31 protein-coding genes are annotated in these 25331 nt (G+C 71.4%); 11 read left to right on the top strand and 20 right to left on the bottom strand.

The genetic code is table 11. The features are described from left to right. Positions 1-19 precede the first annotated feature (19 nt). On the bottom strand, positions 20-958 hold the full coding sequence (locus ACQ5BE_RS13090) for an NAD(P)-dependent oxidoreductase (RefSeq protein WP_430297417.1): 939 nt from the start codon (positions 956-958) through the stop codon (positions 20-22). A 32-nt stretch (positions 959-990) separates the two neighbouring features. Here ACQ5BE_RS13090 and ACQ5BE_RS13085 point away from each other — a divergent pair, with 32 nt between their 5' ends. Both ACQ5BE_RS13085 and ACQ5BE_RS13080 read left to right on the top strand, forming a co-directional pair. Beyond that, on the top strand, positions 991-1467 hold the full coding sequence (locus ACQ5BE_RS13085; protein ID WP_430297416.1) for a 2'-5' RNA ligase family protein: 477 nt from the start codon (positions 991-993) through the stop codon (positions 1465-1467). A 9-nt stretch (positions 1468-1476) separates the two neighbouring features. Then, a complete protein-coding gene (locus ACQ5BE_RS13080; protein ID WP_430297415.1) occupies positions 1477-1872 on the top strand; it encodes a VOC family protein in 396 nt (131 codons plus the stop codon). Here ACQ5BE_RS13080 and ACQ5BE_RS13075 read toward each other — a convergent pair whose 3' ends face one another. Together ACQ5BE_RS13075 and ACQ5BE_RS13070 are read right to left on the bottom strand one after the other, a co-directional pair. Further along, positions 1873-2331, bottom strand: a complete 459-nt coding sequence (locus ACQ5BE_RS13075; RefSeq protein ID WP_430297414.1) for a hypothetical protein — start codon at positions 2329-2331, stop codon at positions 1873-1875. Between the two features lie 39 nt (positions 2332-2370). Further along, a complete protein-coding gene (locus tag ACQ5BE_RS13070; protein ID WP_430297413.1) occupies positions 2371-3036 on the bottom strand; it encodes an NADPH-dependent F420 reductase in 666 nt (221 codons plus the stop codon). Positions 3037-3127: 91 nt separating this feature from the next. Here ACQ5BE_RS13070 and ACQ5BE_RS13065 point away from each other — a divergent pair, with 91 nt between their 5' ends. The 5 genes from ACQ5BE_RS13065 to ACQ5BE_RS13045 all read left to right on the top strand — a co-directional run bounded on the left by ACQ5BE_RS13065 (position 3128) and on the right by ACQ5BE_RS13045 (position 5583). Continuing rightward, a complete protein-coding gene (locus ACQ5BE_RS13065; RefSeq protein ID WP_430297412.1) occupies positions 3128-3616 on the top strand; it encodes a MarR family winged helix-turn-helix transcriptional regulator in 489 nt (162 codons plus the stop codon). An 84-nt stretch (positions 3617-3700) separates the two neighbouring features. Continuing rightward, positions 3701-4249 carry a carboxymuconolactone decarboxylase family protein gene (locus ACQ5BE_RS13060; RefSeq protein WP_430297411.1) on the top strand — a complete coding sequence of 183 codons (549 nt, stop codon included), beginning with the start codon at positions 3701-3703 and terminating at the stop codon, positions 4247-4249. An 11-nt stretch (positions 4250-4260) separates the two neighbouring features. After that, positions 4261-5031 carry an SDR family NAD(P)-dependent oxidoreductase gene (locus ACQ5BE_RS13055; RefSeq protein WP_430297410.1) on the top strand — a complete coding sequence of 257 codons (771 nt, stop codon included), beginning with the start codon at positions 4261-4263 and terminating at the stop codon, positions 5029-5031. A 75-nt stretch (positions 5032-5106) separates the two neighbouring features. Continuing rightward, positions 5107-5247 (top strand): hypothetical protein, encoded by a 141-nt coding sequence (locus ACQ5BE_RS13050; RefSeq protein ID WP_430297409.1) that lies wholly within the window; start codon positions 5107-5109, stop codon positions 5245-5247. Positions 5248-5301: 54 nt separating this feature from the next. After that, positions 5302-5583 (top strand): YciI family protein, encoded by a 282-nt coding sequence (locus tag ACQ5BE_RS13045; RefSeq protein ID WP_430297408.1) that lies wholly within the window; start codon positions 5302-5304, stop codon positions 5581-5583. Positions 5584-5695: 112 nt separating this feature from the next. Here the strand turns inward: ACQ5BE_RS13045 and ACQ5BE_RS13040 are convergent, their stop codons facing one another. Continuing rightward, positions 5696-6223 carry a VOC family protein gene (locus tag ACQ5BE_RS13040; RefSeq protein WP_430297407.1) on the bottom strand — a complete coding sequence of 176 codons (528 nt, stop codon included), beginning with the start codon at positions 6221-6223 and terminating at the stop codon, positions 5696-5698. A gap of 91 nt (positions 6224-6314) precedes the next feature. Here ACQ5BE_RS13040 and ACQ5BE_RS13035 point away from each other — a divergent pair, with 91 nt between their 5' ends. Beyond that, positions 6315-7106 carry a hypothetical protein gene (locus tag ACQ5BE_RS13035; protein WP_430297406.1) on the top strand — a complete coding sequence of 264 codons (792 nt, stop codon included), beginning with the start codon at positions 6315-6317 and terminating at the stop codon, positions 7104-7106. A 41-nt stretch (positions 7107-7147) separates the two neighbouring features. Here the strand turns inward: ACQ5BE_RS13035 and ACQ5BE_RS13030 are convergent, their stop codons facing one another. From ACQ5BE_RS13030 to ACQ5BE_RS13020, 3 genes are all read right to left on the bottom strand, one after another. Next, a complete protein-coding gene (locus tag ACQ5BE_RS13030; RefSeq protein WP_430297405.1) occupies positions 7148-8092 on the bottom strand; it encodes a helix-turn-helix transcriptional regulator in 945 nt (314 codons plus the stop codon). Positions 8093-8141: 49 nt separating this feature from the next. After that, positions 8142-10064: an FG-GAP repeat domain-containing protein gene (locus ACQ5BE_RS13025; RefSeq protein WP_430297404.1), complete on the bottom strand. Its 1923-nt coding sequence runs from the start codon at positions 10062-10064 to the stop codon at positions 8142-8144. Positions 10065-10175: 111 nt separating this feature from the next. Further along, the gene (locus tag ACQ5BE_RS13020) at positions 10176-11387 is read right to left on the bottom strand and encodes a beta-ketoacyl-[acyl-carrier-protein] synthase family protein (protein ID WP_430297403.1); all 1212 of its coding nucleotides are present in this window, start codon (positions 11385-11387) and stop codon (positions 10176-10178) included. Positions 11388-11477: 90 nt separating this feature from the next. On the opposite strand from ACQ5BE_RS13020, the gene ACQ5BE_RS13015 reads away from it, so the two are divergent. Further along, positions 11478-12089, top strand: a complete 612-nt coding sequence (locus tag ACQ5BE_RS13015; RefSeq protein ID WP_430297402.1) for a TetR/AcrR family transcriptional regulator C-terminal domain-containing protein — start codon at positions 11478-11480, stop codon at positions 12087-12089. A 169-nt stretch (positions 12090-12258) separates the two neighbouring features. Here the strand turns inward: ACQ5BE_RS13015 and ACQ5BE_RS13010 are convergent, their stop codons facing one another. The 5 genes from ACQ5BE_RS13010 to ACQ5BE_RS12990 all read right to left on the bottom strand — a co-directional run bounded on the left by ACQ5BE_RS13010 (position 12259) and on the right by ACQ5BE_RS12990 (position 16408). Next, complete coding sequence (locus tag ACQ5BE_RS13010; protein ID WP_430297401.1) at positions 12259-13863, bottom strand: 4-hydroxyphenylacetate 3-hydroxylase family protein; 1605 nt, start codon at positions 13861-13863, stop codon at positions 12259-12261. A 106-nt stretch (positions 13864-13969) separates the two neighbouring features. Continuing rightward, positions 13970-14527, bottom strand: coding sequence for a flavin reductase family protein (locus tag ACQ5BE_RS13005; protein ID WP_430297400.1), 558 nt, complete (start codon positions 14525-14527; stop codon positions 13970-13972). A 197-nt stretch (positions 14528-14724) separates the two neighbouring features. Then, complete coding sequence (locus tag ACQ5BE_RS13000) at positions 14725-15744, bottom strand: AraC family transcriptional regulator (RefSeq protein ID WP_430297399.1); 1020 nt, start codon at positions 15742-15744, stop codon at positions 14725-14727. 143 nt (positions 15745-15887) lie between these two features. Beyond that, positions 15888-16061, bottom strand: coding sequence for a hypothetical protein (locus tag ACQ5BE_RS12995; protein WP_430297398.1), 174 nt, complete (start codon positions 16059-16061; stop codon positions 15888-15890). Continuing rightward, positions 16043-16408, bottom strand: coding sequence for a flavin reductase family protein (locus tag ACQ5BE_RS12990; protein WP_344301120.1), 366 nt, complete (start codon positions 16406-16408; stop codon positions 16043-16045). Before ACQ5BE_RS12990 ends, ACQ5BE_RS12995 begins: the two co-directional genes overlap by 19 nt. Positions 16409-16618: 210 nt before the next feature. Here ACQ5BE_RS12990 and ACQ5BE_RS12985 point away from each other — a divergent pair, with 210 nt between their 5' ends. Beyond that, positions 16619-17746, top strand: coding sequence for an AI-2E family transporter (locus ACQ5BE_RS12985; protein ID WP_430297397.1), 1128 nt, complete (start codon positions 16619-16621; stop codon positions 17744-17746). On the opposite strand, the gene catC is transcribed toward ACQ5BE_RS12985, so the two are convergent. From catC to ACQ5BE_RS12950, 7 genes are all read right to left on the bottom strand, one after another. After that, a complete protein-coding gene (gene catC, locus ACQ5BE_RS12980; protein WP_208710708.1) occupies positions 17709-17987 on the bottom strand; it encodes a muconolactone Delta-isomerase in 279 nt (92 codons plus the stop codon). The genes ACQ5BE_RS12985 and catC overlap by 38 nt on opposite strands. 10 nt (positions 17988-17997) lie before the next feature. Then, positions 17998-19101 (bottom strand): mandelate racemase/muconate lactonizing enzyme family protein, encoded by a 1104-nt coding sequence (locus ACQ5BE_RS12975; RefSeq protein ID WP_430297396.1) that lies wholly within the window; start codon positions 19099-19101, stop codon positions 17998-18000. Beyond that, a complete protein-coding gene (locus ACQ5BE_RS12970; protein WP_430297395.1) occupies positions 19091-20056 on the bottom strand; it encodes a LysR substrate-binding domain-containing protein in 966 nt (321 codons plus the stop codon). The genes ACQ5BE_RS12975 and ACQ5BE_RS12970 overlap by 11 nt, the downstream gene beginning before the upstream one ends. A gap of 150 nt (positions 20057-20206) precedes the next feature. After that, a complete protein-coding gene (locus tag ACQ5BE_RS12965) occupies positions 20207-20839 on the bottom strand; it encodes a phosphatase PAP2 family protein (protein ID WP_430297394.1) in 633 nt (210 codons plus the stop codon). A gap of 91 nt (positions 20840-20930) precedes the next feature. Then, the gene (locus ACQ5BE_RS12960) at positions 20931-22304 is read right to left on the bottom strand and encodes an MFS transporter (RefSeq protein WP_430297393.1); all 1374 of its coding nucleotides are present in this window, start codon (positions 22302-22304) and stop codon (positions 20931-20933) included. A 2-nt stretch (positions 22305-22306) separates the two neighbouring features. Further along, positions 22307-23308, bottom strand: coding sequence for a PDR/VanB family oxidoreductase (locus ACQ5BE_RS12955; protein ID WP_430297392.1), 1002 nt, complete (start codon positions 23306-23308; stop codon positions 22307-22309). A 2-nt stretch (positions 23309-23310) separates the two neighbouring features. Continuing rightward, positions 23311-24453: an aromatic ring-hydroxylating dioxygenase subunit alpha gene (locus ACQ5BE_RS12950; RefSeq protein ID WP_430297391.1), complete on the bottom strand. Its 1143-nt coding sequence runs from the start codon at positions 24451-24453 to the stop codon at positions 23311-23313. Between the two features lie 144 nt (positions 24454-24597). Here ACQ5BE_RS12950 and ACQ5BE_RS12945 point away from each other — a divergent pair, with 144 nt between their 5' ends. Then, complete coding sequence (locus ACQ5BE_RS12945) at positions 24598-25200, top strand: PadR family transcriptional regulator (RefSeq protein ID WP_430297390.1); 603 nt, start codon at positions 24598-24600, stop codon at positions 25198-25200. 23 nt (positions 25201-25223) lie between these two features. Here the strand turns inward: ACQ5BE_RS12945 and ACQ5BE_RS12940 are convergent. Further along, positions 25224-25331 (bottom strand): integrase core domain-containing protein (locus tag ACQ5BE_RS12940; protein WP_430297527.1); only part of this gene is annotated, 108 nt, incomplete at its 5' end.

Below are 25331 nucleotides of genomic sequence, written 5' to 3'. Positions count from 1 at the left end.
GGCCGGTGCGGCGCGGGCGTCAGTACCCGGCGGCGGCGTCCACAAGCCCCTCCAGCTCCTGGCCCTCGGCGAACCGCCGGACGTTCTCGGCGACGCGCTCCCCGAGGAGCGGCCGGATCATCTCGATGGTGTCCGCGGCGTGCGGGGTGATGATGGCGTGGGGCTCGTCCCAGAGCGGGTGGCCGTCCGGGAGCGGCTCGGGGTCGGTGACGTCCAGGGCCGCCCCCGCGATCGTGCCGGCGCGGAGGGCCTCGACGACGGCGTCGGTGTCCACGAGCCCTCCGCGGGCGATGTTCACCAGGATCGCGGTCGGCTTCATGCCGGCCAGCTCGTCCGCGCCGATGAGCTTCGACGTCCCGGACGTGAGCGCGGCGGCGACCACCACGACGTCGGCCTCGGGCAGGAGGTCGGCGAGGCGGTCCGCTGTGGTCGTGCTCCTGGCGCCGGGCACGGGTGCCGCGGTGCGCCGCACGACGTCGACCTCGACGTCGAAGGCCCGGAACAGCCGCAGGATCTCCAGGCCAACCCCGCCGGCGCCGATCACGACGGCGCGGAGCCCGTGCAGCGACGTGCCGGTCGCGGGCGCCCAGGAGCGGGCGCGGATGCGCGCGGGCAGCTCGCGCAGGAGAGCGAGGGTGAGCGCGAGGGCGTGCTCGGCGACGGGCTTGGCGTAGGCGCCCTTCGCGCTCGTCCACACCTTCTCGGGGTGGGCGGCGAGGGCGTCCGCATAGGCCTCGATCCCGGCGGAGGGAAGCTGGACCCAGCGTACGGACGGGGTCGCGTCGAGGACCGCCTTGAGCTCGTGCTTGGGGTTGCCGTGGTCCAGGACGAGGACCTCTGGATCCCCGTCGAGCCCGACGACGGCGCCTCCGCCCGCCTCGATCGCACGGGTGAGGAAGGGAAGCGTCTCGCCGTGGACGGCGACCCGCACCGGAGCGGAGGGAGTCTGTGTGGTCATAGGGCCAGACTAGAGGCGCCTACGATCGATGCGTGCACCGCTTCGCGATCGTCCTGCCCCTGACGCCCATGGCCGTCGGCGAGCGCTACGCGGTGCGCGACTGGCCGCTGCACATCACCGTCATGCCGGTCTTCTCGACGTGGGCGGCCGCGGCGCAGCTCGCGGACAGCATGGCCGCGGTGGCGGCGCGCACCGCGCCGATCGAGGCGTCCGCGGGAACGCCGGAGCTCTTCGGCCCGAAGCACGACACTCCCGTTGCCCTCGTCGACTCGCCCGCGCTCCGGGCCCTGCACAGCGTCTTCGTCGACGAGCTCGACATCCACGTCCCGACCTTCCGCAGGCCGGACTACGCGGGCAACGGCTTCCGGCCGCACATCACGGCCACCAGGCGCGGGGCCGCGTCCGAGGGTGATCCGCTGCGCCTGACCCAGCTCGCGCTCGTCGACATGGAGCCCGAGCCCGGCCAGGGCCGGCCGATGGTGGTCGCCGTCGCCGGCCTCGCGGGGTAGCGTGTGGCCGTGGAGATGCGACTCGAAGTAGTGCAGGTGCCCGTGGCGGACGTCGAGGCGTCGAAGTCCTTCTACATGGAGACGCTGGGCTTCAACGTGGACCACGACGTGGAGCACATTCCCGGGATGCGGGTCGTGCAGCTGACGCCGCCGGGCTCCCCCACGTCGATCGTCATCGGCACAGGGATGACCAGCATGGCTCCCGGCAACCTCGAAGGCCTCCAGCTCGTGGTGCAGGACCTCGCCACAGTCCGCGCGGAGCTCCACAGGCGGGGTGCGGAGATCAGCGAAATCCAGAACCTTGGCGGCGTCCAGTTCGCCTACTTCGCGGATCCCGACGGAAACCGTTGGGTCCTCCAGGAAGCGGTTCCGCCCGAGTTCCGAGCAGCCCATGTGAAGGAATGACTAGGCCCTGTCGCGCCGTTCCGAACGAGTCGACGCAAGCGCCCGGGCGATCCGGGGCTCAAGCCAGAAGACCACAGCCGTGACCGGGACCCAGGCCCAGCTGACCCACTCCGTCACGGCGTCGGCCGCCGCGTGCGCCTCGTTGGTCATGCCGGCGTTCTCGGCCGCGAGCTGAAGCGGGAGGCCCGCGATGATGCACAGCGAGAGGGCCACCGTCCCGGCGAACGCTGCGCGCACGAAGACGCCTTGGACAGTCCGGGCGCCCCGCTGGGGCCGGTGGTAGGCCAGGAGGATCAGCAGGAAGGCGGCCCCGAGGACCACCGAGAGGAAGGTCCAGTCCCCGGGCTGGGCGAAGAAGGAGGCACCAGCGGCGACGATGGCCGTGGTCAGCGCGCCCGTGTCCACCGACATGGAGGCGGCCCCGCCGCTGCGCCGGTCGTCCGCCTCCGAAGTCGTCATCCAGCCATTGTGCGGGGCCACGCCGCCGGCAGTGAAGGGCTACACCGCTGCCGGGGCGGTGGCACCGGTGGCCGCACGGCCGAGCGCCTCACCCAGCCCGGCGGCGTCGTGCGCGCCGGCGAAGATCTCGGTGCCCGGCTCGAAGGCGCGCCCGGCGGCGAGGGGGCCGGCGTCCACGGCGTCGTACCCGAGCGCCTCGACGAACCCGAGGACGACGGCGCGCGCGGACTCGTCGTCGCCGGCGACGGCGAGCGCTCGGCGGTCCGGGGTGCCGGCGGGGCGGCCGTCCGACTCGAGGTCGTGGTAGCCGATGTGGTTGAGGGTCTTGACCACGGACGAGCCGGAGAGGAAGTCCTGGACCACCTCGGACGTGCCGCGCCCCGCGTGCATCTCGGGCATGGCGCCGTCGGTGGGCTCCCAGTAGTTCATCGCGTCCACGACGACCCGGCCCGCAAGCGCGGCGGCGTCGAGGGTCGAGTACCTGTGCAGGGGCACGGCGAGGACCACGAGGTCGGACGCTGCGGCATCGGCGGCAGCCACGGCGATTGCGCCCGGCGTGATGATCTCGACGATGAGCTCGATCTCCTCGACCGGCTTGGCGGTGGCGATCCGGACCTCGTACCCGGCCTTGAGGGCTTCTCGCGCCAGGGCCGTCCCCACGCGCCCGGCCCCCAGGATGCCGACGGTCCTGATGCGCTGCTCCATGCTGATGCCGCCTCCAATGTACGTCGAACTACAGATGATCTTTTCAACAGAAGATCTATGCCGCAACATTCCCGCCGGTATGATGGATCACATGAGCGCCACCGCCCCCGACCTGTCCACGGTTCCCGGCGAGCTCGGGTGGAACCTCGCCATGGTCCTGCGCGGGTACCAGGCGCGCTTCGAGGCAGCGATCGGCGATGCGCCGGGCGGCGTGCGCGGGTTCCAGATCCTCTCGGCCGTGGTCCACTACGACCTGCCGAACCAGCAGGCCCTCGGCGCCCACCTCGCGATCGACCGGACCGTCCTCACCTACCTGCTCGACGGGCTGGCCGACGCCGGGCTCATCGAACGGATCCCGGCCCCCGGTGATCGCCGCGCCCGCAAGGTCGTGGCCACCGGTGAGGGCCGGGCACAGCTCGCGCGGCTCGAGGAGCAGGTCGCGGCTGCCGAGGCGGCGCTCCTGGCCGGGTTCCCGGCGGACGACGGCGCAGCCCTCCGCGCGCTGCTGGCCCGCCTCGCACGGGCGGTCCACGCCGCCGACCCGGGCGCCGACCCCTGCGAGGCCGTCGCCCCCTGCTGACGGGGCCGCATCCCGCGCGGGCGACGCGGAAGAGCGAGCCGTTCGGCCCTGTTGGGCGGCGCGGCCCGGTGCAACCCTGATCCCATGGCGCGCATCCGAGTCCACACCCGTGAAGACGTCCCCGCCGAGGCCCGCGAAGCGGTCGCCCAGATCGCCGGCAGTGTGGGCCGCCTGAGCCACATGCTCGGGGAACTGGCCCACAACCAGGCCGTCTTCGACATCTACCTCGGCAAGAACCAGGCCCTCAAGGACCACGGCACGTTCGACGCGAAGACCCGCGAGGCGATCGCCCTCGCGATGGCCAACCAGAACGGCTGCGAGTACTGCGAGGCGTCCCACACCAGATCGGGCCGGCGGGCGGGGTGGACGGACGAGGAGATGATCGCGATCCGGGCCGGGAAGGTCACGTGGGACCCGAAGCTCGCCGCCATGACCGCGCTCGTCCGTGACGCATCGGCCAACACCGGCGACGTGTCCGACGGGGTCTGGCAGGCAGCCCTGGACGCCGGCTGGACCGAGGACGACCTCGCCGAGGCCTTCGCCCACATCATGGGCAACCTCTTCAACAACTACTTCAACCGCTACGCGCGCACCGAGTTCGACTTCCCGGCCGCGCCCGCACTGCCCGAGTAGGAGGCGCCAGCGTGTCCGCATGGCAGGAAGTCATCACCCCTGGCCGCTTCGACGGCCAGACGGTCATCGTCACCGGCGCGGGCTCGGGCATCGGGCGTGCGACGGCGCTGAGGGTCGCCAGAGAGGGCGGGCGTGTCATCGCGAGCGATGTGAGCCGGGAGCGCCTCGAGGAGCTCTTCGCCGAGAACCCTGACCTCGGCCTCGTCCCGGTCGCCGGGGACATCAGCACGGAGGACGCCGTGAAGGCGGTCGTCGCCGCGGCCGGGGGCAGGGTCGACGGGCTCGCGAACGTCGCGGGGATCATGGACCACTTCCACGGCCTGCACGAACTGCCGGACGAGATCTGGGAACGGGTCATGGCGGTCAACGTGACCGCCATCGTGCGCCTCTCGCGCGCCGTGCTGCCCCTCATGCTCGAGGCCGGGCACGGCTCCATCGTCAACGTGTCGTCCGAGGCGGGGCTGCGCGGCTCGGCGGCAGGCGCGGCCTACACGGCGTCGAAGCACGCGGTGAACGGCCTGACGAAGAGCGCCGCGTTCATGTACGGGCGTAGGGGCATCCGGGTCAATGCAGTCGCTCCCGGCGCCACGATCACCCACATCGAGGCGCCGATGGACTCGGAGCTCGCGAAGGAGACCATCGCGCCGCTCTTCGGTGTGGTGCTTCCGCCAGCGGCCCAGGCTGACGAGGTTGCAGCGAGCATCACCTTCCTGCTGAGCAGGGACGCGACGAACATCAACGGAGTGGTCCTCGCCTCGGACAACGGGTGGAACGCCATCTAGCGCGATTGAGCGCCGGCCCAGCGGGAAACAGTATTCAACACCGCCCCGAGGGGCACGACAGGAAGGATGAGGACAGTGAAGCGGCGCGCCGTCGTCCACGAACACCTGCTTGCGTGGTTGCGCGAGCAGCAGGACGAAGAGGCAGGTTCCGACGGCTCGAACGGCTCCGGCAGGACGGACGACAGGGAGTCGTCCCAGCACCGGCGGGCAGCATGAGCTGACCCGCGCGGGGCCGGCCGCCGGACGCCCGCCGAGGGCTAAGATCCCGGCATGGAATCCGTTGTGCTGTACAGGGTCCGCGAAGGAGTCGACCGGGCCCGCATCCTCGAGGTGTACCCGCGGCACCAGGCGTACTACCAGTCCTTCAGGGCCGACGGCGGCGGGCTCGTGGCGCTCGGGCCCTTCCTGACCCCGGACCCGACGGCCTCGTCGATGGGCCTCTTCACCTCCCGGCAGGACGCCGAGCGGTTCGTCGCCGGGGATCCCTTCGTCACCGAAGGCCTCGCCGAGCCGCACGTCCTGGACTGGGACCCGGTGCGGTTCGAGCCGTAGCCCGAAGTCACCCCCTGTGCCGCCGAAGTCACCCCGTGTGCACTCGAGATCACCCCGTGTGCCGCCGAACTCGCCCCATGCACTCCGCCCTGCCGAAGCGGCCGAACCAGCCTCAGCCGCCCATCGTCGCGGCCCACGCGTCGACGCGGGCCTTGACCTCCTCGTCGGAGAGGTCCTCGACGCGGGTCATCACGGACCAGCGGATGCCGAAGGGGTCGCGGATGCTCGCGAAGCGGTCCCCCGAGACGAAGACGGCCGCGGGCTCGCGCACCGTTGCCCCGGCGACCACGGCCCGCTCCACGGCGGCATCCACGTCGGGGACGTAGACCGCGAGGGAGAAGCAGTCGTCGTCACCGGCGGGCGGCGGAACGAGGTGGTACTCCGGGTTCGGGTCGCCGAGCTCGAGGCGGCCGTTGCCGAAGTCGAGGACCGCGTGCGCCACGATCATCGTCCCATCCGGCCCGGGGAACTCGGTCCGGGAGAGGGCCTTCGCGCGGAAGACCGTCTCGTAGAACCCGATCGCGGCGGCGGCTCCGTCAACCACGATGAACGGCGTCAGGGAGGTTGAACCGTGCGGCGTCCCGTTCGTGGTGTGCCTGCCGTTGGCTGGCTCGGTCAGGTCTGCAGGCTGATCGCTCATGGGGCCACGCTAGCGTCCCAGGGCCTGTGCCGGGAGGGGTGCAGCACTGACGCCTGTCAGCACGCCGTGCGACAATCAGCGAGGAGGCGCCATGGCAATCCGGACAGCTCAGGTCCTGCTCCCGGCCGCTCCGCTGCGCCTGACCACGGAGGAGGTCCGGCTCCTGTGGTCGTTCGTGCACGGCGCCATCCAGATCCCGTCGATGCGGGCCTGGATGCGCGAGTCGCTGGGCTTCTGCCCCCGCCACACGTGGGGCTATGCCGTGGTCGAGATCGAGCTGTGGGAGGCAGGCGTGGGCGACCGCGCGGGCCACGTCCCCTTCGATGTCAGCGTGCTCTACGAGGACCTGGCGCGTGGGCTGGGCCATCGGCTCGCCCAGCCGCGCGGCTGGGGGCGCCGACCGGACGCGGTCCTGGTCCCGGCCCGCCGCTGCCTGATCTGCACCCAGCTCGACTCCCCGCCCAAGGAGGGGTTCGCCATCGGCTACGCCAACTCCAACAGCGCTGCCCTCGCGGCCGAGGCCAACCCGCTCCGCCACAGCCGGCGCTGGTGTTCGCTCACCGCAGACGCCTGGGCCGAGCTCGCGTGCTCGGCGTGCCTCGGCGACGGGCCTACTTCGCCGGCGCACGACGCCGCCGCCCCCTGCCGCCTGCATCTCGCCGAGGCGGTGCGCGCCGGCCGGGCGGACGACGGCGACCTGGCCGCCGCGGCCTCGCGGCTCACCGGGGTAGCGGACCGGCTCGCCGTGTTCGTCGAATCGGTCACGATGTTCGGCCCGTCGGCGGGTCCGGCGGACGAGGCCTCGTGGATCGAGGCGCTTGGGTTCTTCGCCGGATGGCGCTTCCCGGCGTTCCTCGCCGGGCTCGTGGCGCCGGAGAACTGAAGGCCGGCTGACGCATAGTGCCCTACCCCTCGTGCCGGCGCCTACGCGCCCGCGGCCGTGAGCTTCTCGCCCAGGGTCCGCATGGCCTCGCGCAGCTCCGGCGGCTCGATCACGCTCACGGGCCAGCCCAGCCGCACCACGTGGTACGCCACATAGTCGAGGTCGTCCGCGCCGGCGGTGAGGATGGCGTGGTCACCGTCCGGCTCGACCACCGCAATCGTCGAGGGCACGCGTTCGGCGACCTCGTGGGCGGGCGCGTGGATGCGCACCTTGGCCACGTACTGGTAGGGCGCCTGGGTGATCGAGGCCTGGACGTACTCGACGGCGTCGGGCGCGTCCCGCGGCGTGAACCGCCAGCCGGTGCCGCGGGCGGCGGCCATGCGGTCGAGGCGGAAGGTGCGCCAGTCCGCGCGGTCGAGGTCCCAGGCCATGAGGTACCAGCGGCGCGCGGCCGCGACGAGGCGGTACGGCTCGACGCGCCGCTCGGAGCGTTCGCCGGACGCCTTCGTGTAGTCGAACGTCGCCCGCTCGGGGGTGCGGATGGCGCGGGCCAGCGCGACGAGGACGTCGGCATCGACGGCGGTGACGGGGCTGTCGAGGCTCACGGTCGCCTCGATGACGCCCTTGACCTCGGCCCTCAGCCGCGCCGGCAGCACCTGGTCGAGCTTCGCGAGCGAGCGGACGGCCGCCTCGCCGAGGCCTGTGACGGTCCCGCCCGCCGCCAGCCGCAGGCTCACGGCGACCGCGACGGCTTCCTCGTCGTCGAGCAGCAGCGGCGGCAGGGCCTTGCCCGCGCCGAGCTGGTACCCGCCGCCGGTGCCGTGCTCGGCCCGGACCGGGTAGCCCAGCTCGCGCAGCCGCTCGACGTCCCGGCGGATGCTCCGCGTCGTCACGCCGAGCCGCTCGGCGAGCTCCGTCCCGGTCCACACGGGGCGCGACTGGAGCAGGTTGAGCAGGCTCAGCACACGCTGGGTCGTGTCGTTCATGGCTCCATCATGGCGCGGGATGCGGACAGTATCTGTCCTACTCGCCTCCTTAGAAGACGGAGGTGAACCCGCTCCACCCGGTACCCACGACGGCGCTGCCCCGCCACCCGCCGCGGCCGTTGCCGAAGTAGACGAGAAGCCTGCCGCCGCCGTCGACCGCCCACACGTCCTGGGTGCCGTCGCCGTCGAAGTCTCCCGCACCTCCGATCCGGGCCATGCCGCCCCAGCCCCAGCCGACGACCGTCGCGCGGTCGCTGAGCCAGCCGCCCTTCCCGTCGCCGCGGAACAGCAGGAGCTGCCCGCCGGCGTCGCGCGCGAGGACATCGTTCCTGCCGTCGCCGTCGAAGTCCCCGGGGGAGAAGACCTGGCTCAGGCTGTTCCAGCCATCTCCAATAAGCGGGTTGTACCAGCCGGGGGTGGCAGCGGTGTGGAGCCGGTTGACCGAGTACCCCCTTGTGGGGCGGAAGGTGCCGTCGCCCTGGCCGGGGAAGAAGACGAGCCCGCCGTCAGTGGCCCGGCACAGGAGGTCGTTGATCCCGTCGGCGTCGAAGTCCCCGACCGGGACGATGGCACCGCACTCGTTCCAGCCCCAGCCGATCTGGCGGCGGGGAAGCCAATCGCCGTGGCCGTCGCCGGGGTAGAGGAAGAGGTTCCCCGAGGTGTCGCGGGCCAGCACGTCGCCGTTGCCGTCGCCGTCGAAGTCGCCCACGTTGAGGACGAGGTCGAACACGTCCCACCCGACGCCGACCGTCCTGGCCGGGAGCCAGCGGCCCACCCCGTCCGTCGGGTACAGCAGCAGCCTGCCCCCGGCGTCGCGGGCGAAGATGTCGGGCGCAAAGCCGGCGTCGAACCCCTCGCCTGCCACCTTGTAGCGAACGATGCCGGGCGTGGTCGCCGAGAAGGGCCGCTGGGCGCTCGGCGTCCCCGTCGTCGTCACCATCGCCTCGAGCCGGTACTTCCTGCCGGCGTCCCGGGCCGCGAGGGTGTGGGCGAACTGGTCGGGCGTCGCCGGCTGGTAGTTGAGCTTGTACGAGACGGTGAACGGCTGCGGTGGGGTCACGGCGACGCTCGACTCGTCGAAGGCTGCCGTCACCCTCTGGCCGACCACGGCACGCCCGGTGAGCCGTGCCGGAGACGCCGTGATGGGTGAAGTGATTCTGACCGGCGCTGAGGTCGCGCCCGCGGGACGGTAGCCCTCGGCGAACGACTCGAGATGCACGCTCAGGTCATGGCCGATGTCCTCCTCGACGACCCAGTCCGGGTGGTCAACCTCGACCCCGTCACGCAAGTACGTCTTGCGTCCGCTCTTGCCGGCCGCCCACGTGGCGTCGACGAGGCTGATGGTCTCGCCGTAGCCGGGAGTGCCCACGATCGCCGGGGGCGTCAGGTTCGCATTGTCGCTGATGCGGTAGGCCGGGGCGTCGACCGTGAATGTGGTCGTCCCGTAGGCGTATCCCGGCAGGCAATAGCCGGCTTCGCTCTGCTGACAGCTGCCGTCACGGGCGTAGTCTGCCGTCGCGTTGTACCAGTACTGCTGGCCGTTGAGGTAACCGAGGAAGGCCTTGGCGTATCCGACCCTGACGCGTGTGATCGAGTAGGCACCGGACCACTTGAGATGCCCCTGGTCCGCGTCCACCGGCAGCACGGCCCGCCCGGTGAACGGGCCGGAGCCGGAGACCGGACCGGATGTCGCCCTGAGGTACTCCGGGCTCTCAAGGCCGTCCACCGAGAATTCGACGTAGTCGGCCGCCTGGCTGAGCGTGAAGTCGATGGTCAGGGACTGCCCCGGAGTCAGCACGGCCGGTGACGTGACGCGCACGTCCAGGAGACGAGGCGGTGACGCGGCATTGACTTGGGCCGAGGCGGGGACGGTTCCGACGCCGGTCGCGATGAGGACGATGGCCGCCGCCGCTGCAGCCAGTCGGCGTGGCCAGCGGCGCCCGGCCCGCCGGAATAGGGCACGGTGGTGCATGGACGCGAGTGGCACAGTCCCCCCAAGGATTCATCTCGCGCCCAGCACGCGGGATGGCGCTGAGCCTAACGCGGTCCGTGCGCACCGCGGAAGACGTCAGGAGGCGAACCCTCAGGCGCGTGTCAGCAGGAGGCTCACGTTGTGGCCGCCGAAGCCGAACGAGTTGCTGACCGCGGCGTCGACGCGGGCCTCCCGGGCGGCGCCCGCCACGACGTCGAGCCCGATGGCCGGGTCCAGGTCGTCCAGGTTCCGGGTGGCCGGGATGACGCCTTCCTGGATCGTCTTGGCCGTGATGATCGCCTCCACCGCGCCGGCGGCGCCGACCAGGTGGCCGAGCGCTCCCTTGGGCGCAGTGACGGCGACGCTGTCGCCGAGGGCCTCGCGCACGGCGATGGCCTCGCTCACGTCGCCGACCTGGGTGCCGGTCGCGTGGGCATTGACGTGCTGGACGTCCGACGGCGCCACGCCGGCCTTGGCGAGGGCCTTCCGGATCGCCTTGACCTGGCCCAGGCCCGCGGGGTCGGTGCCCGTGATGTGGAAGGCGTCCGCCGTGATGCCGTAGCCGGCGAGCACGGCGCGGGCCCTGGCCCCGCGCGCCCGGGCGTGGTCCGCCCGCTCGAGGATCACGACGCCGGCGCCCTCGCCGAGCACGAAGCCCGTGCGGTTCGCGTCGAACGGGCGCGAGGCCGCCTCGGGGTCCCCCCCGGCCTTGGAGAGGGCACCGATCTGCGCGAAGCCCGCAATGGTCAGGGGCGTGATGGCCGCCTCCGCCCCGCCGGCGATCACGACGTCCGCCTCGTCGCACTCGATGAGGCGCGCGGCCTGGACGATCGCCTCCGCGCCGGAAGCGCAGGCCGAGGCGGGGGCGGAGGCGCCGGCGCGGGCGCCGAACTGGATCGACAGCTGCGCGGCGGCGGCGTTGGCCATGAGCATCGGGACGGTGCGCGGGGAGACGCGCCGGGCACCGGAGGCCTCGAGGACGTCGTCCTGGGCCAGGAGCGTGGTGACCCCGCCGATCCCGGTGCCGATCACGACGGCGAGCCGGTCGCCGTCGACCGCCGGCGCGCCCGCGTCTGCCCACGCCTCGCGCGCAGCGATGACGGCCGCCTGCTGGCTGCGGTCGAGGCGCCTGGCCTCGACCGGCGGCATCGCGGCCTCGGGCTCGACGGCGAGGGATGCCGCGATGCGGACCGGGAGGCTGTCGTCGAAGCCGGCGAGGCTGCGGACGCCCGAGCGCAGGGCGAGCATGCCGTCCCAGAGCTCGGAGACGGTGCCGCCCAGCGGGGTGGTCGCCCCCATACCCGTGATGACGATCTCAGTCATTGGCACGCCTTCCCCATCCCCGCCGACGACGCTCGCGCACCGTTGTATGCGATACAAAATCGTCGGCGTTGTACAGCATACAATTCCAGCATGGGTTCGGTCGAAGTCTCGTCACATCGCTACACCCCCGCGCCCCCACGGGGCCGCGGGGCCAGGACGCGTCGGCGCATCATCGACGCGGCCGCAGGACTCTTCGCCGCGCGCCCGGCCGATGCCGTCACGGTGAGCGAGATCGCCGGTGCGGCCGGGGTGTACCCGAACCAGATCACCTACCACTTCGGCTCCAAGGACTCCCTGTTCATCCACGCCGCGTTCGCGCTCATGCTCCGCGACGCCGGACGGATCGAGGGCGCAGGCTCGCGCATGACGACGGCGGCCGCCTTCCGCCGGGCGATCGCGCGGACGGTGCTCGTCACGCCGTCCCTGCCCGTGGTGATCAACGCCCTCGCCGTGGCGCGCGCGAAGCCCCAGCTCGGCGCCGTCGTCAAGGGGCACCTGAGCCTCCTGTTCCGGATGTCCGAGCGCTACCTCGAGCGCAGCCTGGAACGGCACGGATGGCGGATCGAACGGTCCTCACGGCGCGAGGTGCGCACGTTCTGGGCTGCCGCGTTCGGCGCGATCCTCATCGCCCAGTCCGGCTATCCCGGCACCCAGGCGGACCTCGACCTCGCGGGGACGCTCACCATCCGGGAGCGGGAGTGACACCTTGGTCCCCTGCTCGCGACGCACGCCACGTGACCCCCGGAAGGTGACTCCCTGAAGGTGACCCCCAGAAGGTGACCCCCAGAGCCCCTCTGGGGGTCACGTCCTGGGGGTCACGTCCTGAGGGTCACCTTCTGGGGGTCACGTCCTGAGGGTCACCTGCCGCCGGTCAGCGCCGGTTGAGGAAGATGCTCACGTCGTCGTTGTTGATGAGGTCTGGCACGGTCCAGCCGTCGAGGTCGTACTCGGCGAGGCACTGGTCCGCGAACCCCTTCATCGAGGCGACCGTGCCGTTGCCCTCCGCGACCATGAGTGTCTCGAGCTTGACGCCCTCGTGGTTGCCCGCGTAGTTGCGCTCGTAGAGCTCGTGGCGGCCGCCGAACTCGGTGCCGATCGCGTCCCAGAGCAGCTTCATGAGCTTGACCCGGTCCACGGCTGCCACACCCTCGGAGCCCCGGATGTACTTGTCGAGGTACGGGCGGATCTCGGGGGTCTTGAAGTCCAGCGCGGACGAGTTGAGGTAGATGAGGCCCGACGCGACGTCCTGCTCGATGATCTCCTTGATGCGCGGGTACCCGGTCGACATGAACACCCGGTACGCCATGGCGTAGTCGACCTTCGGCAGAACCGTCCCGTTGGGGCCCGGATCCGGGTTGAGCGCCATGCCGTCCGCGAGCGCGTAGAACATGTTGCGCCACGCGATGACCTCGCCGGCACGGGTCTGCACGCCCCGGAAGTCCTTGGTTCCCGTGATCTCGAGGGCCTTGAGCAGGAGGCCGGCGATGAAGTCCAGCTTCACGGCCAGACGGATCACGCCCTGGAACGAGAAGCGGTTGAGGAAGCCGGTGGCGGGGGTGAAGTTGTTCATCTTGTCGATGTCGCCATACGAGAACACGTTCTCCCACGGGACGAGGACGTTGTCGAAGACGAACACGGCGTCGTTCTCATCCAGGCGCGAGGAGAGCGGGTAGTCGAACGGCGTTCCCATCACCGCGGCCTGGTGCGAGTACGAGGCGCGGGAGATGAGCTTCACGCCCGGGGAGTCCATGGGCACGGTGCAGATCAGCGCGAACTCCTTCCGCTTGATCGGCAGGCCGTAGTGGGCGATGAAGTTGTACTGCGTGATCGCCGAGCCCGTGGCCACGACCTTCGCACCCGAGACGACGAGCCCGGCGTCGGTCTCCTTCTGGACCTTCATGAACACGTCCCCGGCCTGCTCCGGCGGGAGGTGCCGGTCCACGGGCGGGTTCACGATCGCGTGGTTCCAGTAGAGGACCTTCTCCTGCGACTCCCTGTACCAGCGGTTGGCGTTGTCCTGGTACGGCTCGTAGTACTCGGGCATGCCGCCGAGCGTGCCGAGGAAGGAGCCCTTGTAGTCCGGCGAACGGCCGAGCCAGCCGTAGGACATCCGGGCCCACGTCTCGATCGCCGTCCGCGAGGCCTTGAGGTCCTCGACGCTGCGGGCGGCCTTGAAGAACGGATGCGTCTGGCCTCCGGAGCCGGTGTCCGTGGGCACGAGCAGCTTGGACGCGGTCTCCTCCTGGTGGAAGCCGTCGTACAGGCGGGCGACCATGCGCACCGAGTTGCGGAAGGCGGGATGGGTGGTGACGTCCTTGACCCGCTCGCCGTAGATCCAGACCTCGCGCCCGTCGCGGAGGGACTCGATGTACTCGCCTCCGGTCTGCGGCCTGAGGGCATTGGCGGGCGTCGTGCGCTCGCTCATGTCGGGAACGGCGTGCGGGGCGGCGGTGGGCGTGTCGAGGATCTCGGTCATGGCTGCTTCCTTTCGATGGCCGACGGCGGCGCTGCCGCGGCGTGGGTGGGCGGGTGCGGTGCCTTGGGGGTACTGGCGTCTGCGGGGCAGGCGGGGCGGGATGCGCCTACAGCGTGGCGAGGGCGGGGACGAACGAGGACTGGGCAGCGTGGCCGTCGCCGCAGTAGTCCCACGGCGCGCCGCCGACGAGGCCGCCGAGGTGGTGGAACTTGCCGCCGAAGAACAGGAGGGGCGCGGCGGGGGTGATCTCGAGCGCGACGACCTCGCCGACGACGATGAGGTGGTCGCCACCGTCGTATACGGCCCACGGGCGGCACTCCAGGGTCGCGGCGTTGCCGGCGAGGACCGGGACTCCGGTGGAGCTCTGCCCCCAGGCGGGGCCGTCCCTCATCGGCCTGCCCGCGAAGTGCAGGCACGTGTCCTGCTGGGCGGCGCCCATGATGTTGATCGCGAACGGCCGCTGGGCCACGAACCCGGACAGCTTGGACTCGCGCATGAGCGTGACCTGGGCCAGCGGCGGGTCGAGGGAGACTGCGGTGAAGGCGCTCACGGTCGCACCATGGGCCTCGCCGACGTCATTGCGGGTCGTGACGACTGTGACGCCTGTGCCGAAGCGCCCGAAGGCGTGCCGCAGGTCGCGCGGGTCGATGGGTGGGGTGGTCATAGGGTGATCTCCTCGTGTGCGGGCCGGCAGCGTCGCCGGCACGTCCTTTCCCCGGTGACGACGAGTGTTCCAGCTCACATCCGCTCTGCGAGGTCCTGCACTGGACGATGTCCGGGGAGTGCAAGAACGTGTCCGAGGACTGCAAATCGCGCGGCTGGCCGACTCGGGCGGGCGCGACCGCGCGGCGGCACGGCCCGTCAGTCGGGCAGGATCAGGGTGTCGGCACCGCCGCGCCGGGCGGCCAGCGGCGTCATGCCGAAGCGTGCCTTGAAGACGCGGGCGAAGTAGGCCTGCGAGGAGAAGCCGCATCTGGCGGCGACGGCCGCGATCGGCGTCGTCCGCTCGCCCTCGTCGGCGAGGAGGGACCGTGCCCGCTCGAGGCGCCGGCGCAGGATGTACGCGCCCGGCGGTTCCGCCTCTTCGGCGAACACGCGTGTGAGGTGCCGTTCGCTGATGCCCACGGCGTCGGCGACCCGCGCCGGGCACAGGTCAGGGTCCGCGAGGTGCTCCTCGATGAAGCAGCGGGCCGACGCGAGGTAGCCCAGGGGTGTCCCGGCGCCCCTGCCTGCGACGAGGAGGCGCAGCAGTTCGAGGGAAGATGCCTCGACTGCCCGGGCGTCCAGCGGCGCGGCGGCCGGTGCACCGCCGGCTGTGCCCGTGGCGAGGGCCTCCCGGACGAGCCTCGCGAGCGCGAGCATGTGGCGGTTGGAGGGACCGGCGTCGTGGAAGTCGACGACGACCGGCTTGGTGAGCGGCCTCCCGCCGGACAGGGCGAGGTATTCCTCGCGCGGGATCGTCAGGACCATTTCCTCGACGCCCCGGTGGAAGCCGCGCATGAAGGGCCGGTCGGCGTCGTAGATGACGGCCTGGCCCGGCCTCAGCGTCTCGAAGCCGCCCGGGTAGTAGAAGAACGCCTCGCCGGCGAGCGCGAAGAACACGCCGATGACGTCCATCGGATGCCGGCGGATGAACCGCTCGTTCCGCTCGATGACCTGGGCGCTCCCCCGCACCTGGGCGAGCTTGATCGAGGGGAAGTGCAGGTTGATCTCCGCCGCCGCGAGCGGCGAGTCGTCCATCGTCCGGATGTCGAGGGCGATGAGCGCCTTCGCATTGTGGATCGACCAGAGCTCCACCCGGTTCGCCGTGGGGATGCCCTCGGTCGAGAACGCGAGCGTGCGCGCCGGGCTCGGCCCCCCGGTTGCGGCCGCGGAAGTCATCGTCGGTCATCAGCTCCTCGGCGTCGTGCATGCACCCTGCGGATTGCTGTGAGCGGCGTCACTGCCGCTGGAATGGACCGACTGTACGGGAGAGCGCCTTGGCGGCCGCGGCCCCGCTTCCGCTGAGTTGAAACGACCTAGGTTCAGCCGCCGCAGTCCGGGCACCACCAGCCCGCCCAGGCGGCGGACTCCAGCCCGTGCTCGTGGGGACGCACGACGGCGGCGCTCGGCGTGCCGCTGCCGTCAAGCCCCCCGCTGGGGGCGCCGGGCACCGGCGAGGAGGCGGGGCGGGCAAGGGTCAGGAGGGTGAAGAGCATGGCTGGTCCTTTCGGCAGGAGACGACCTCGCCGACGGCGATCACGTGGTCGCCGCCGTCGTAGACGTTCCAGGGGCTGCAGGTCAGGGTCATCTCGGTCCCGGACGCGTCGGGGACGTCGACGGTGAAGGGCGCGTCGCCCACGCACTGGGCGGCGGCGGAGCTGCGGGGCAGCGTGACGAGAGCCAGGGGCGGGTCGAGTGAGACGAGCGTGAAGGCTCCGGCCCCGCATCGGTGCGCGGCGCCGTCGTACGCTTCCGCGGTGACGATGGCCCCAGAGGAGGGCCGCGCCAGCGCCATGGCGCCGAGGCCGGGGCTCTGTGGTCCGGAACTGGTCTCGGTGCTCATGGCGACTCCTTCGTCCTTCCCTGTGATCCATCTCACCGGGTGATGCTTCCACGGTAGGACGGGGTATTGAGCCGAGGGAAATACTGATTTCGGCGCCATTGAGACCTCTCGGGTCTCATCGGGACGGCCTCAGCCAGCGCTGGCAGACCAATCGCTGGCAGACCAGCGGTACGCTGGGCTGGCTCGCCGACGACTTGGAATGAGGGCACCATGTCCGAACCGCCCGCCACTCCCCCGCGCAGGCAGGTCGCCGACCTCTGGTCCGACGGCCTCGGCCGTGCGGGCACCCGCTCGGTGCAGGCCCTCGCGGTCGGCGCCCTCATATGGGCGGTGGTCTGGGTCCTGCTGAGGATCCCGCTCGTGGTCATCCCCGTGGTCATCGCCGCGATCCTCGCGTGCGCGATCGCCCCGCTCGTCCGCTGGCTGCACGCCCACGGGTGGCCGCGGGCCCTGGCCGTGCTGAGCTCCTTCGTGGCGATCCTGGCAGTCTTCGGCGGGATCATCACCGGCATCGTGTTCCTCGTCCGCGCCCAGGCCCACGAGCTGGCGGAACGGTTCACGGCCGGCCTCGAGCAGCTCCACAGCTTCCTCAACAACGGGCCCGCGCGCATCAGCGACGAGCAGATCGCCCAGGCGCGCGACTCCATCCAGCACTTCTTCACGTCCGGAAGCGTCGGGGCCGAGGCCCTGACCGGGGCCCGCACGGCTGGCGAGATCGTCACCTCGCTCATCCTGATGGCCGTGATCCTGTTCTTCTTCCTCAAGGACGGCCGCCAGATCCTCGAGTTCCTCCTGTGGTTCATGCCGCCCTCGCACCGGGACAGGGCCCGGCTCGCCGCGGACCGGAGCGCGCTCGTGCTCGGCGGCTACGTCCGCGGCACCGTGATGGTCGCCGCCGCGGACGCGGTCATCGTCGGCATCGGGCTGCAGGTCCTGGGGGTGCCCCTGGCGCTGCCCCTGGCCGTGTTCGTCTTCATCGGAGGGTTCATCCCGATCCTGGGCGCGACCCTCGCGGGGTTCCTCGCCGTGGGCATCGCCCTGATCTCCAACGGGCCGGTGGTGGCGCTCGTCGCACTGATCGTGGTCCTGGCCGCGAACCAGATCGAGCACCACCTCCTCCAGCCGCTCCTCATGGGCCGGGTGCTCTCGATCCACGGCCTCGCGATCCTCCTCGCGCTCGCGTCCGGGACGGTCCTCGCCGGGATCATCGGGGCGCTGCTGGCGGTTCCTGTCACCGCCGTCGCGTGGACGGTCATCAAGACCTGGACGGGCCGCGGCGAGAGCGCCGACGGGCCGCCGCTCAGCGGATCGAGTTGGGATGCTTCGCCAGCGGAGTGACCTTGATCTTCATGTACGGGTACATGGGGAAGCCGCTCAGGATCGTGTGGAGCTCGTCGTTGGACTCGACGTCGAACAGCGAGTGGTTGGCGTACTCCCCCACGATCCGCCAGATGCCGGCCATCTTCCCCGAGCGCTGGAGCCCTGCCGAGTACTCCTTCTCGCGGGCCTGGAAGTCCGCGACCTGCTCGGGGGTCAGATGGGGCGGGAACGTCACGTCCATGCGTGCCATGAACAGCATGTGGTCCTCCTCAGGAATCCTGGCGGTAGCGGGCAAGCTTGCCCTCGTCGATCTCGGCGCCCACGCCGGGCACCTCGCGGACGCGGATGACGCCGTCGCGGATCTCGAGCGGTTCGGCGAGGAGGTCGTCGGACATGTCCAGGAAGTTGGACAGCTCCCCCGCACGGCGCTGGCTGGCCTCGTGCGCCGCGCCGAACGTGACGGTGGCGAGGGACCCGATCTGCGTGTCGATCTGGTTGCCCATCGTCACGTCCACGCCGAGGCCGGTGCACAGCCCGAGGATCTCGCCGGCCTTCGTGAACCCGCTGCGGGCCGTCTTGATGCAGATGGCGTTGCACCCTCCGGAGAGGAGCTCGCGCGAGACGTCGCCGGGGGTCGGCACGGACTCGTCGCCCACGATCGGGATCGTCGAGTGCTGCACGAGGCGGCGGCGGCTGAGCGCCTCTGACGCGTCGCACGGCTCCTCGAGCGCGGTCAGCCCCATTCCCTCGGTGCGGCGCAGCACCTCCATCGCCTCGTTGGCGGTCCAGCCGCGGTTCGCGTCGAGGTAGATCTCGACGTCCTCGCCGAGGCCCTCGCGCAGCACGCGGACGGCCTCGACGTCGAGGCCGAGCGGGCGGCGGCCGGTCTTGAGCTTGAAGGTCGTCACGCCGTACTGCTCGCGGAACCGCTGGGCCTCCTCGAGCAGCTCGTGGGCCGGGCGGAAGCCGAGCATGTGGGAGACGCGCATGCCGTCCGCGTAGCCGCCGAGGAGCTTGTGGACCGGGACGCCGAGGGACTTGCCGATGAGGTCCCACAGCGCGATGTCCACCGCGCCCTTGGCGGTGTCGTTGTGCACCGTGCGGCCCATGACGCGCTGGGCCTTCTCGCGGTCGAGCGGGTCCAGCCCCGTCAGCTGCGGCGCGAAGAGGTCCCGGACCACCGCGACGATCGAGGCCTGCGTCTCGCCGTAGGTGTAGGGCCGCGGCGGGGTGTCGGCGATGCCCACGAGCCCGTCGTCGGTGTGGATCCGCAGGAGCACGTGCTCGGCATCGTGGACCTCCCCGCTCGCGAACTTCAGCGGGTGGGTGTAGGGGATCGAGTAGGGGATCGCCTCGATGCGCTCAATCTTCACGGGTGGGCTCCTTCACGGGCTGGGTGCGCACGACGGCGGGTGGCTGGGCCGCGCGGGGTGCGGCGGCGCCGTCGTGCGCGGGTGCGGACACGGTGTCGAAGAGGGCGAGGAAGCGGCGGACGAGGGGCGTCTGGGCGCCGTGCCGCCACGCGACCGCCAGGTCCACCGGCGGGGCGTTGCGCACGGGCCGGAAGACGATGCCCTGGAACGCGAACCGGCGGGTCGTCATGGGCACGAGCGCGAGGCCCATCCCGGCGGCGACGAGCGCGAGGAGGGTCGAGGTCTCGGCGGCCTCCTGGACGACGCGGGGCGTGAAGCCCTCGCGGTGGCACGCCTCGCGGAAGATCCGGGTCACGACGGACTGGGCGGGGTACCCCACGAACGACTCGCCCGCGAGGTCGGCGAGGTCGAGCTGGGAACGCTCCGCCCACGGGGAGTCGGCAGGGAGCGCGGCGACGAGGCGGTCCTGGTCGAGGAAGGCGAGGTCGACCTCCGGCGAGTCGACCGGCGGGCGGAGGACGGCGACGTCGAGCCTGCCCTCCTCGAGGTCGGCCACCATCTGCGGCGTGAGCATCTCGCCGTGGACGCTGAGCTTGAGGCCGGGCAGCTCGCGGCGGGCCTTCTGCACGAGCGGCGGGAGCAGCCGGTAGGTGGCCGAGCCGGAGAAGCCGACGCGGAGCACGCCCGCGGCGCCGGCGCCCACCTGCGCGACGTCCGACTCGAGCTCCTCGAGGTCCTGCAGGATGCGGCGGCCGCGCTCGAGGAGGAGCTCGCCGGCGGGGGTGAGCTCGACCTTGCGGGTGGTGCGCTCGAACAGGGGCGTGCCGAGCTGCTCCTCGAGCTGCTTGATCTGCTGGGACAGCGGCGGCTGGGCCATGTGCAGGCGCTGGGCCGCGCGGCCGAAGTGCCGCTCCTCGGCGACCGCGACGAAGTACCTCAGGTGTCGCGTCTCCATGGCCCCCTCGCCTGCTCTCGTCACGGGTGTCCGGCAGAGGCCGGTGCCTTCCAGCGTAGGACCACGCATTAGGTTGCGGAAATATCTATTCCGCCTTTATTGAGATTTTTCCAGTATCAGAAGGGCAGTGGTCGCATGTTCGCGTGGCGGTCAGCCCGCGCCGAGGAGGAGCCACCACAGGCCCACGATCACCACAGGACCCACGAGGGCGCCCGCGACGACCTGCCCGAGGGTATGCGCCCCGAGGGCCACGCGGGACCACCCGACCAGCGGAACGAGCAGGAAGAGCGGCCACCACTCCGGGCCGAGCAGGAGCACTGCCGCTGTGGTCGAGGACGCGATCGCGGACGCGTGGCCGCTCACCTTCCACCACAGGCTCACGACGGCGAGGAAGGCGATCCCGGCGACGATCGCCACTGTCATCGCGAGGACCGACGCCGGCGCGCCGAGGACCGCGAGGACAGCCAGTCCCGCGAGCACGCATCCGACCGCCATCGCGAGGACCGGCGCGCGCTGCGTGCGCTGGCTGACGTGGTGGTCGGTGACGCGTCCGGCCCTGACCAGGGCCAGGAGGATGCCGAACGGGAGCACGCAGGTGAAGAGGGCCGCGATGGCCCCGTACCACCACGTCTCCGGCCAGCCCGGGCTTGCGGCGGGGCTCACGATGAGCTGGACCGCGATCGTGAACGGCGGCTGGAACACCTCGCTGAGGACGCGCGCGACGGCGGTGCGCGGCGTCTGGGGCGGTGGCGCCGCCTGCGCGGGCCGGGACCTGCTCAGCATCCTCCCAGTCTTCCACGCGCAGCCCCCCGAGCACGACGGCGGCGACGCACCCGCGCGGGGTGCGTCGCCGCCGTCGGGCGTGGTGGGCGCGTCAGTGCGCGGCGACCGCTTCCGGCTCCGCCGGCTCCCCTGCCGCGCGGCCTGCGCTGGCGTCGCGGGGCAGGAAGTACACCGCGACGGCGCCGATCAGGATCACGGCGCCGACCGCGAGGTAGAGCCCGTTCGGGGTCCACCCGGTGTCCAGCAGCGCCCCGGTCGCCAGCGGGGCGATGATCGCGCCGATGCGCCCGATGCCGATCGCCCAGCCGACCCCCGTGCTGCGCAGGCTCGCGGCGTAGGCCGAGGGGGTGATGACGTACAGGCCGGCGATGCAGCCGTTGATGAGGGCGCCGAGCAGGACGCCCACCACGAAGGCGAGGGCGAGGACGCCCGCCGTCGAGATGAAGACGCCGGTCGCGACAGCGGCGAGCACCGTGAACCACAGCATGACGGTGCGGCGGTGCCACTTCGCGGCGAACGCGCCGTAGGCGATCGAGCCGACCGTTCCGCCGAGGGTGAGCATGAGCCCGCCCACCACACCCTGGCTCTCGGTCATGCCCGCGGTCACCAGGAGCTTGGGAGTCCAGCTGTTGACGAAGTAGAACCCGAACATCACCACGAAGAACGCGCCCCAGACCAGCAGGGTCGTGCGGAGGTTGGGGCGGGCGAAGAGCTGGCCCACGGTCGTGCCGGACGGATCCGGCCGCGTGGCGTCCGCGACCGGCACCGCGAGGACGTCCGCGGTCTCGGCACCGCCGAGGCGCAGGCGGCGGGCGAGGCGCGCGAGCCGGGCCTCGTAGCCGCGCGGGCGGCGCGTGGCGAGGAAGTCGATGCTCTCGGGCGCGAAGAGGAGGACGGCCACGAGCAGGACGGCCGTCGCGGCCGCGCCGCCGACGAACACGGCGTGCCAGCCGAACGTCGCCTGCAGCCACACGGCCGCGCTTCCGCCGACCGTGGCGCCCACGCCGTAGCCGGCCGTGTAGATGCTGATCGCGAGGCCGCGGAGCTTCTTCGAGGAGAACTCGCTCACGAGCACGTTGGTGCAGGCGAGGATGCCGCCGACCCCGAGGCCGGTCACGACCCGCCAGAGCCCCAGCTGCCAGGCACCGCCCGAGGTGGCGGACAGGAGCATGCCGACGGCAGAGAGGGAGACCGAGAGGATCAGGACGGGCCGGCGCCCGATCCGGTCCGCGACCGGCCCGAGCACGAGCGAGCCGATGGCCATGCCCACCAGGCCTGCGCTGAGGAGCATCCCCAGTTCGCCGCCGGTCAGGCCGAAGTCCTTGGAGACGCGGGCCGACGTGAACGCCATGGCGAGCACGTCGAAGCCGTCGAGCGCGTTGAGCGCCGTGGCGAGCGCGACGACGAGCCACTGGGCCGTGCGCATGGGGGCCGCTTCGATGCGGGCCCGGAGGTCAGGTGTCATTCTCAGCTCACTTCGATGGTCACGACGGCGGGGCCACTCCCCGCGATCACGGATTCCCTGCTGGTGATGGCGCGCGAGACGCAGCAGCACATCTTCTCGGAGGCGTGCTGCTGGCGGTCGCTGTAGAACACGTCCCGGTGGTCGAGGCGGCCCTCGAGGCCGAGGACGCGGACCTCGCAGAGGCCGCATTCGCCCTTGCGGCAGTCGGACATCATGTCCGCCCCCGCGTCCTCGAGTGCCTCGAGCATGGACCGGCCCTTGGGCACGACCGTCTGGATGCCGAGGCGCGGGATCCGCACCACGAACTCCTCGGGGTCGAACCAGCCGCTGTTGCCGAACGTCTCGTAGCGCAGGTTCGGCAGGGACAGCTCGAGGTCCTGCCACGTGCGCCGCACCGCGTCCATGAGGCGGATCGGGCCGCACATGTACAGCTCGGTGTCGAGGTCCACGTCCGCCAGGAGCGTCGGGACGTCCAGGCTCGAGCCCTCGTCGTCGACGTGGACCTCGAGCCGGTCGCCGTGCTCGGCGACAAGGTCGTCGAGGTAGGCCATGGCCGCGCGGCTGCGTCCCGCGTACACGAACCGGTAGTCCGCGCCGGTACGGGCCAGGATACGCGCCATCCCCAGGACCGCCGTGATGCCGATGCCCCCGGCGAGGACCAGGTAGCGCCGGGCGCCCACGCGCAGCGGGAAGTTCTGCATCGGCTGGGTCAGCTCGACCTCCGCGCCGGTCTCGAGCGTGTGCATGTACACGCTCCCGCCGCGCGAGGCAGGCGTGCGGTACACGGACAGCGCGAGGCGCGCGCCGTCGTCGTCCGCCTCGACGATCGAGTAGGAGCGCACGTCGGGCTGGCCGTCGATCATGACGGCGACGTCCACGTGGGTGCCCGCGGCCGCCCTGACCGGATTCTCGGGGGCGATGACGATCCGGCGGATGTCCCGCGCCACGTCACGGGCCTCGACGACCCGCCCGCGCTGCCAGATGGCTGAGGACTGCGCCGCCATGCTCAGGCACCGACCTGCGCGGGCTGGGGCGTGGGCTGGGAGGCCGGCGCGGAGGCCGCGGCGCCGGGGAGCCGGCCCTCGGCCTCGAGCATGCGCTCGATGAGCCGCCGGACCCACATGCCGCCCTTGTCGATGTTGAGGCTGTAGAACTCGTAGTCCGGGTTCGCGTCGATCGCGGCCTGCTGGGCCTTCAGCATCTCCTCGTCCTCGCCGAACACGCCGTGCACGCCGTCGCGGAGCTGGGTGGTGATGAGCTGGCTGTCGAGGCGGTAGTTGCGCATGAACGCCCAGAGGTAGTGGCACGTCCTGTCCGTCTCGGGCGAGATCGTGTTCATCACGAAGCCGTTGACGCCCTGGCTGCGGTCGCCCTCGGGGGCGCCCGTGCCTGCCTTGGCGACGCCGACATCGATGGTGATGGTCGAGGGGGCCTGGAAGGTGATGATCTGCCACCGGTCGACCCGGCCCTCGAAGCCGGGGAACTTGTCCCGCATGTTCTTGAGCCAGAAGGGCGGCGGTTCGATGTCCTTCATCCAGCGGGAGACCGTGACGGTGCGGTCATCGTGCGTGACCTCGAAGTCGGACTCGGAGAGCTCGTCCTGGCCGATCGAGGAGGAGTGGACGAACTCCTCGTGCGTGAGGTCCATGAGGTTGTCGAGCACGAGCTGGTAGTTGCACGGCGCGTAGATGGTCTCGCCGTCTCCGGCCCACTCGGGCGAGGTCATCTGGTGCATGTCCGGGATGAGCTCGGGGTCCGCCAGCTCCGGGTCGCCGAGCCACACCCACACGTACCGGTAGCGGTCCACGACCGGGAACGAGGGGACCACGGCGGAGGGGTTGATGGTCTCCTGCGCGGGCATGGAGGTGCAGCGTCCCGCGGAGTTGTACCGGAGCCCGTGGTAGGGGCACTGGATCTCGTCGCGGCCCACGGTCTTGCCCAGGGAGAGAGGGGCGAGTCGGTGCCAGCACGCGTCGGCAAGGGCGACGGCCCGGCCGTCCTCGGTGCGGAAGAGCGCGAGCGGGCGGTTCGCGATGGTGCGGGCCATCGGCTTGCGCGTGACCTCGTGGTCCCAGGCGGCGGCGTACCAGGCGTTGAGCGGGTGGCCGAGGGTCTTGTTGGTGGTCGAGGCGGGGTGGGTGCCAGACATCGGTGTCCTTCCGTGGCGGTCGTCGCTGACCGGAGACTATCTATCGATGTAGATAGTTGGTGATTCGAGACACAGACTACCTATGTCCATAGTTAGTTGGCAAGGGCTGGGTAGGCTGGCTACCGACACGAAACGAGGTGGCCCGTGAGCCTGAGGTTCGCCCTCCTGGCGATGCTGACGTCGCAGCCGATGACCGGCTACGACGTCTACAAGAACTTCGAGACGTCCGTGGGCTACGTGTGGCACGCGCCGGACTCGCAGATCTACCCGGAGCTGCGGCGCATGGAACAGGACGGGCTCATCCGCGGCGAGACGGTCCCGTGGGGCAGGAAGGGCACGAAGAAGCGCTACGAGATCACGGTCGACGGCGTGGCGGCCTTCCGCGCCTGGCTCAACGAGCCGCCGCAGTACACGCGCGAGCGGGACCCCCTGCGCCTGCGGGCCGCGTACCTCGAGTGGGCCGAGCCCGACGCCGGGCGGCAGTTCTTCCGCGACCACATCGAGTACCACGGCGGCCGGATCCGCGACTGGGAGGACATGATCCGCACCCTCCGCGACCACACCAACCCGACCCTCGCGCGGCGCCTCGAAGGCCAGCCCGAAGACGAGTGGCAGCGCATCGTCGAGTACAAGGTGTTCGCGTACGAGGGGCTGATCGAGCGCGCGCGGGCCGAGGTGGCCTGGGCCGAACGCGGGCTCGCCCTCGTGGACCGCCTCGAGGGGGCGGGGCGGCCCGCCTCCAGCTGAGCCCGGCTAGGTGTACCCGGCCATCAGGTTGGTGCCAGCCGGCTGATCGGGGGTTTGCCTCCGAGTGCGCTGTGACAGCGTTCAGTGTTGTAGTGCTCGAGCCATGGTGCAAGGGCGGCTGTTCGTTGGTC

The sequence above is a fragment of the Sinomonas sp. B1-1 genome (assembly GCF_050474465.1).
In the GTDB taxonomy this organism is placed as follows: Bacteria; Actinomycetota; Actinomycetes; order Actinomycetales; family Micrococcaceae; genus Sinomonas; species Sinomonas flava.
Note: the sequence above shows the minus strand (reverse complement) of the source record. Positions and strands in the feature narration are given on the sequence as shown.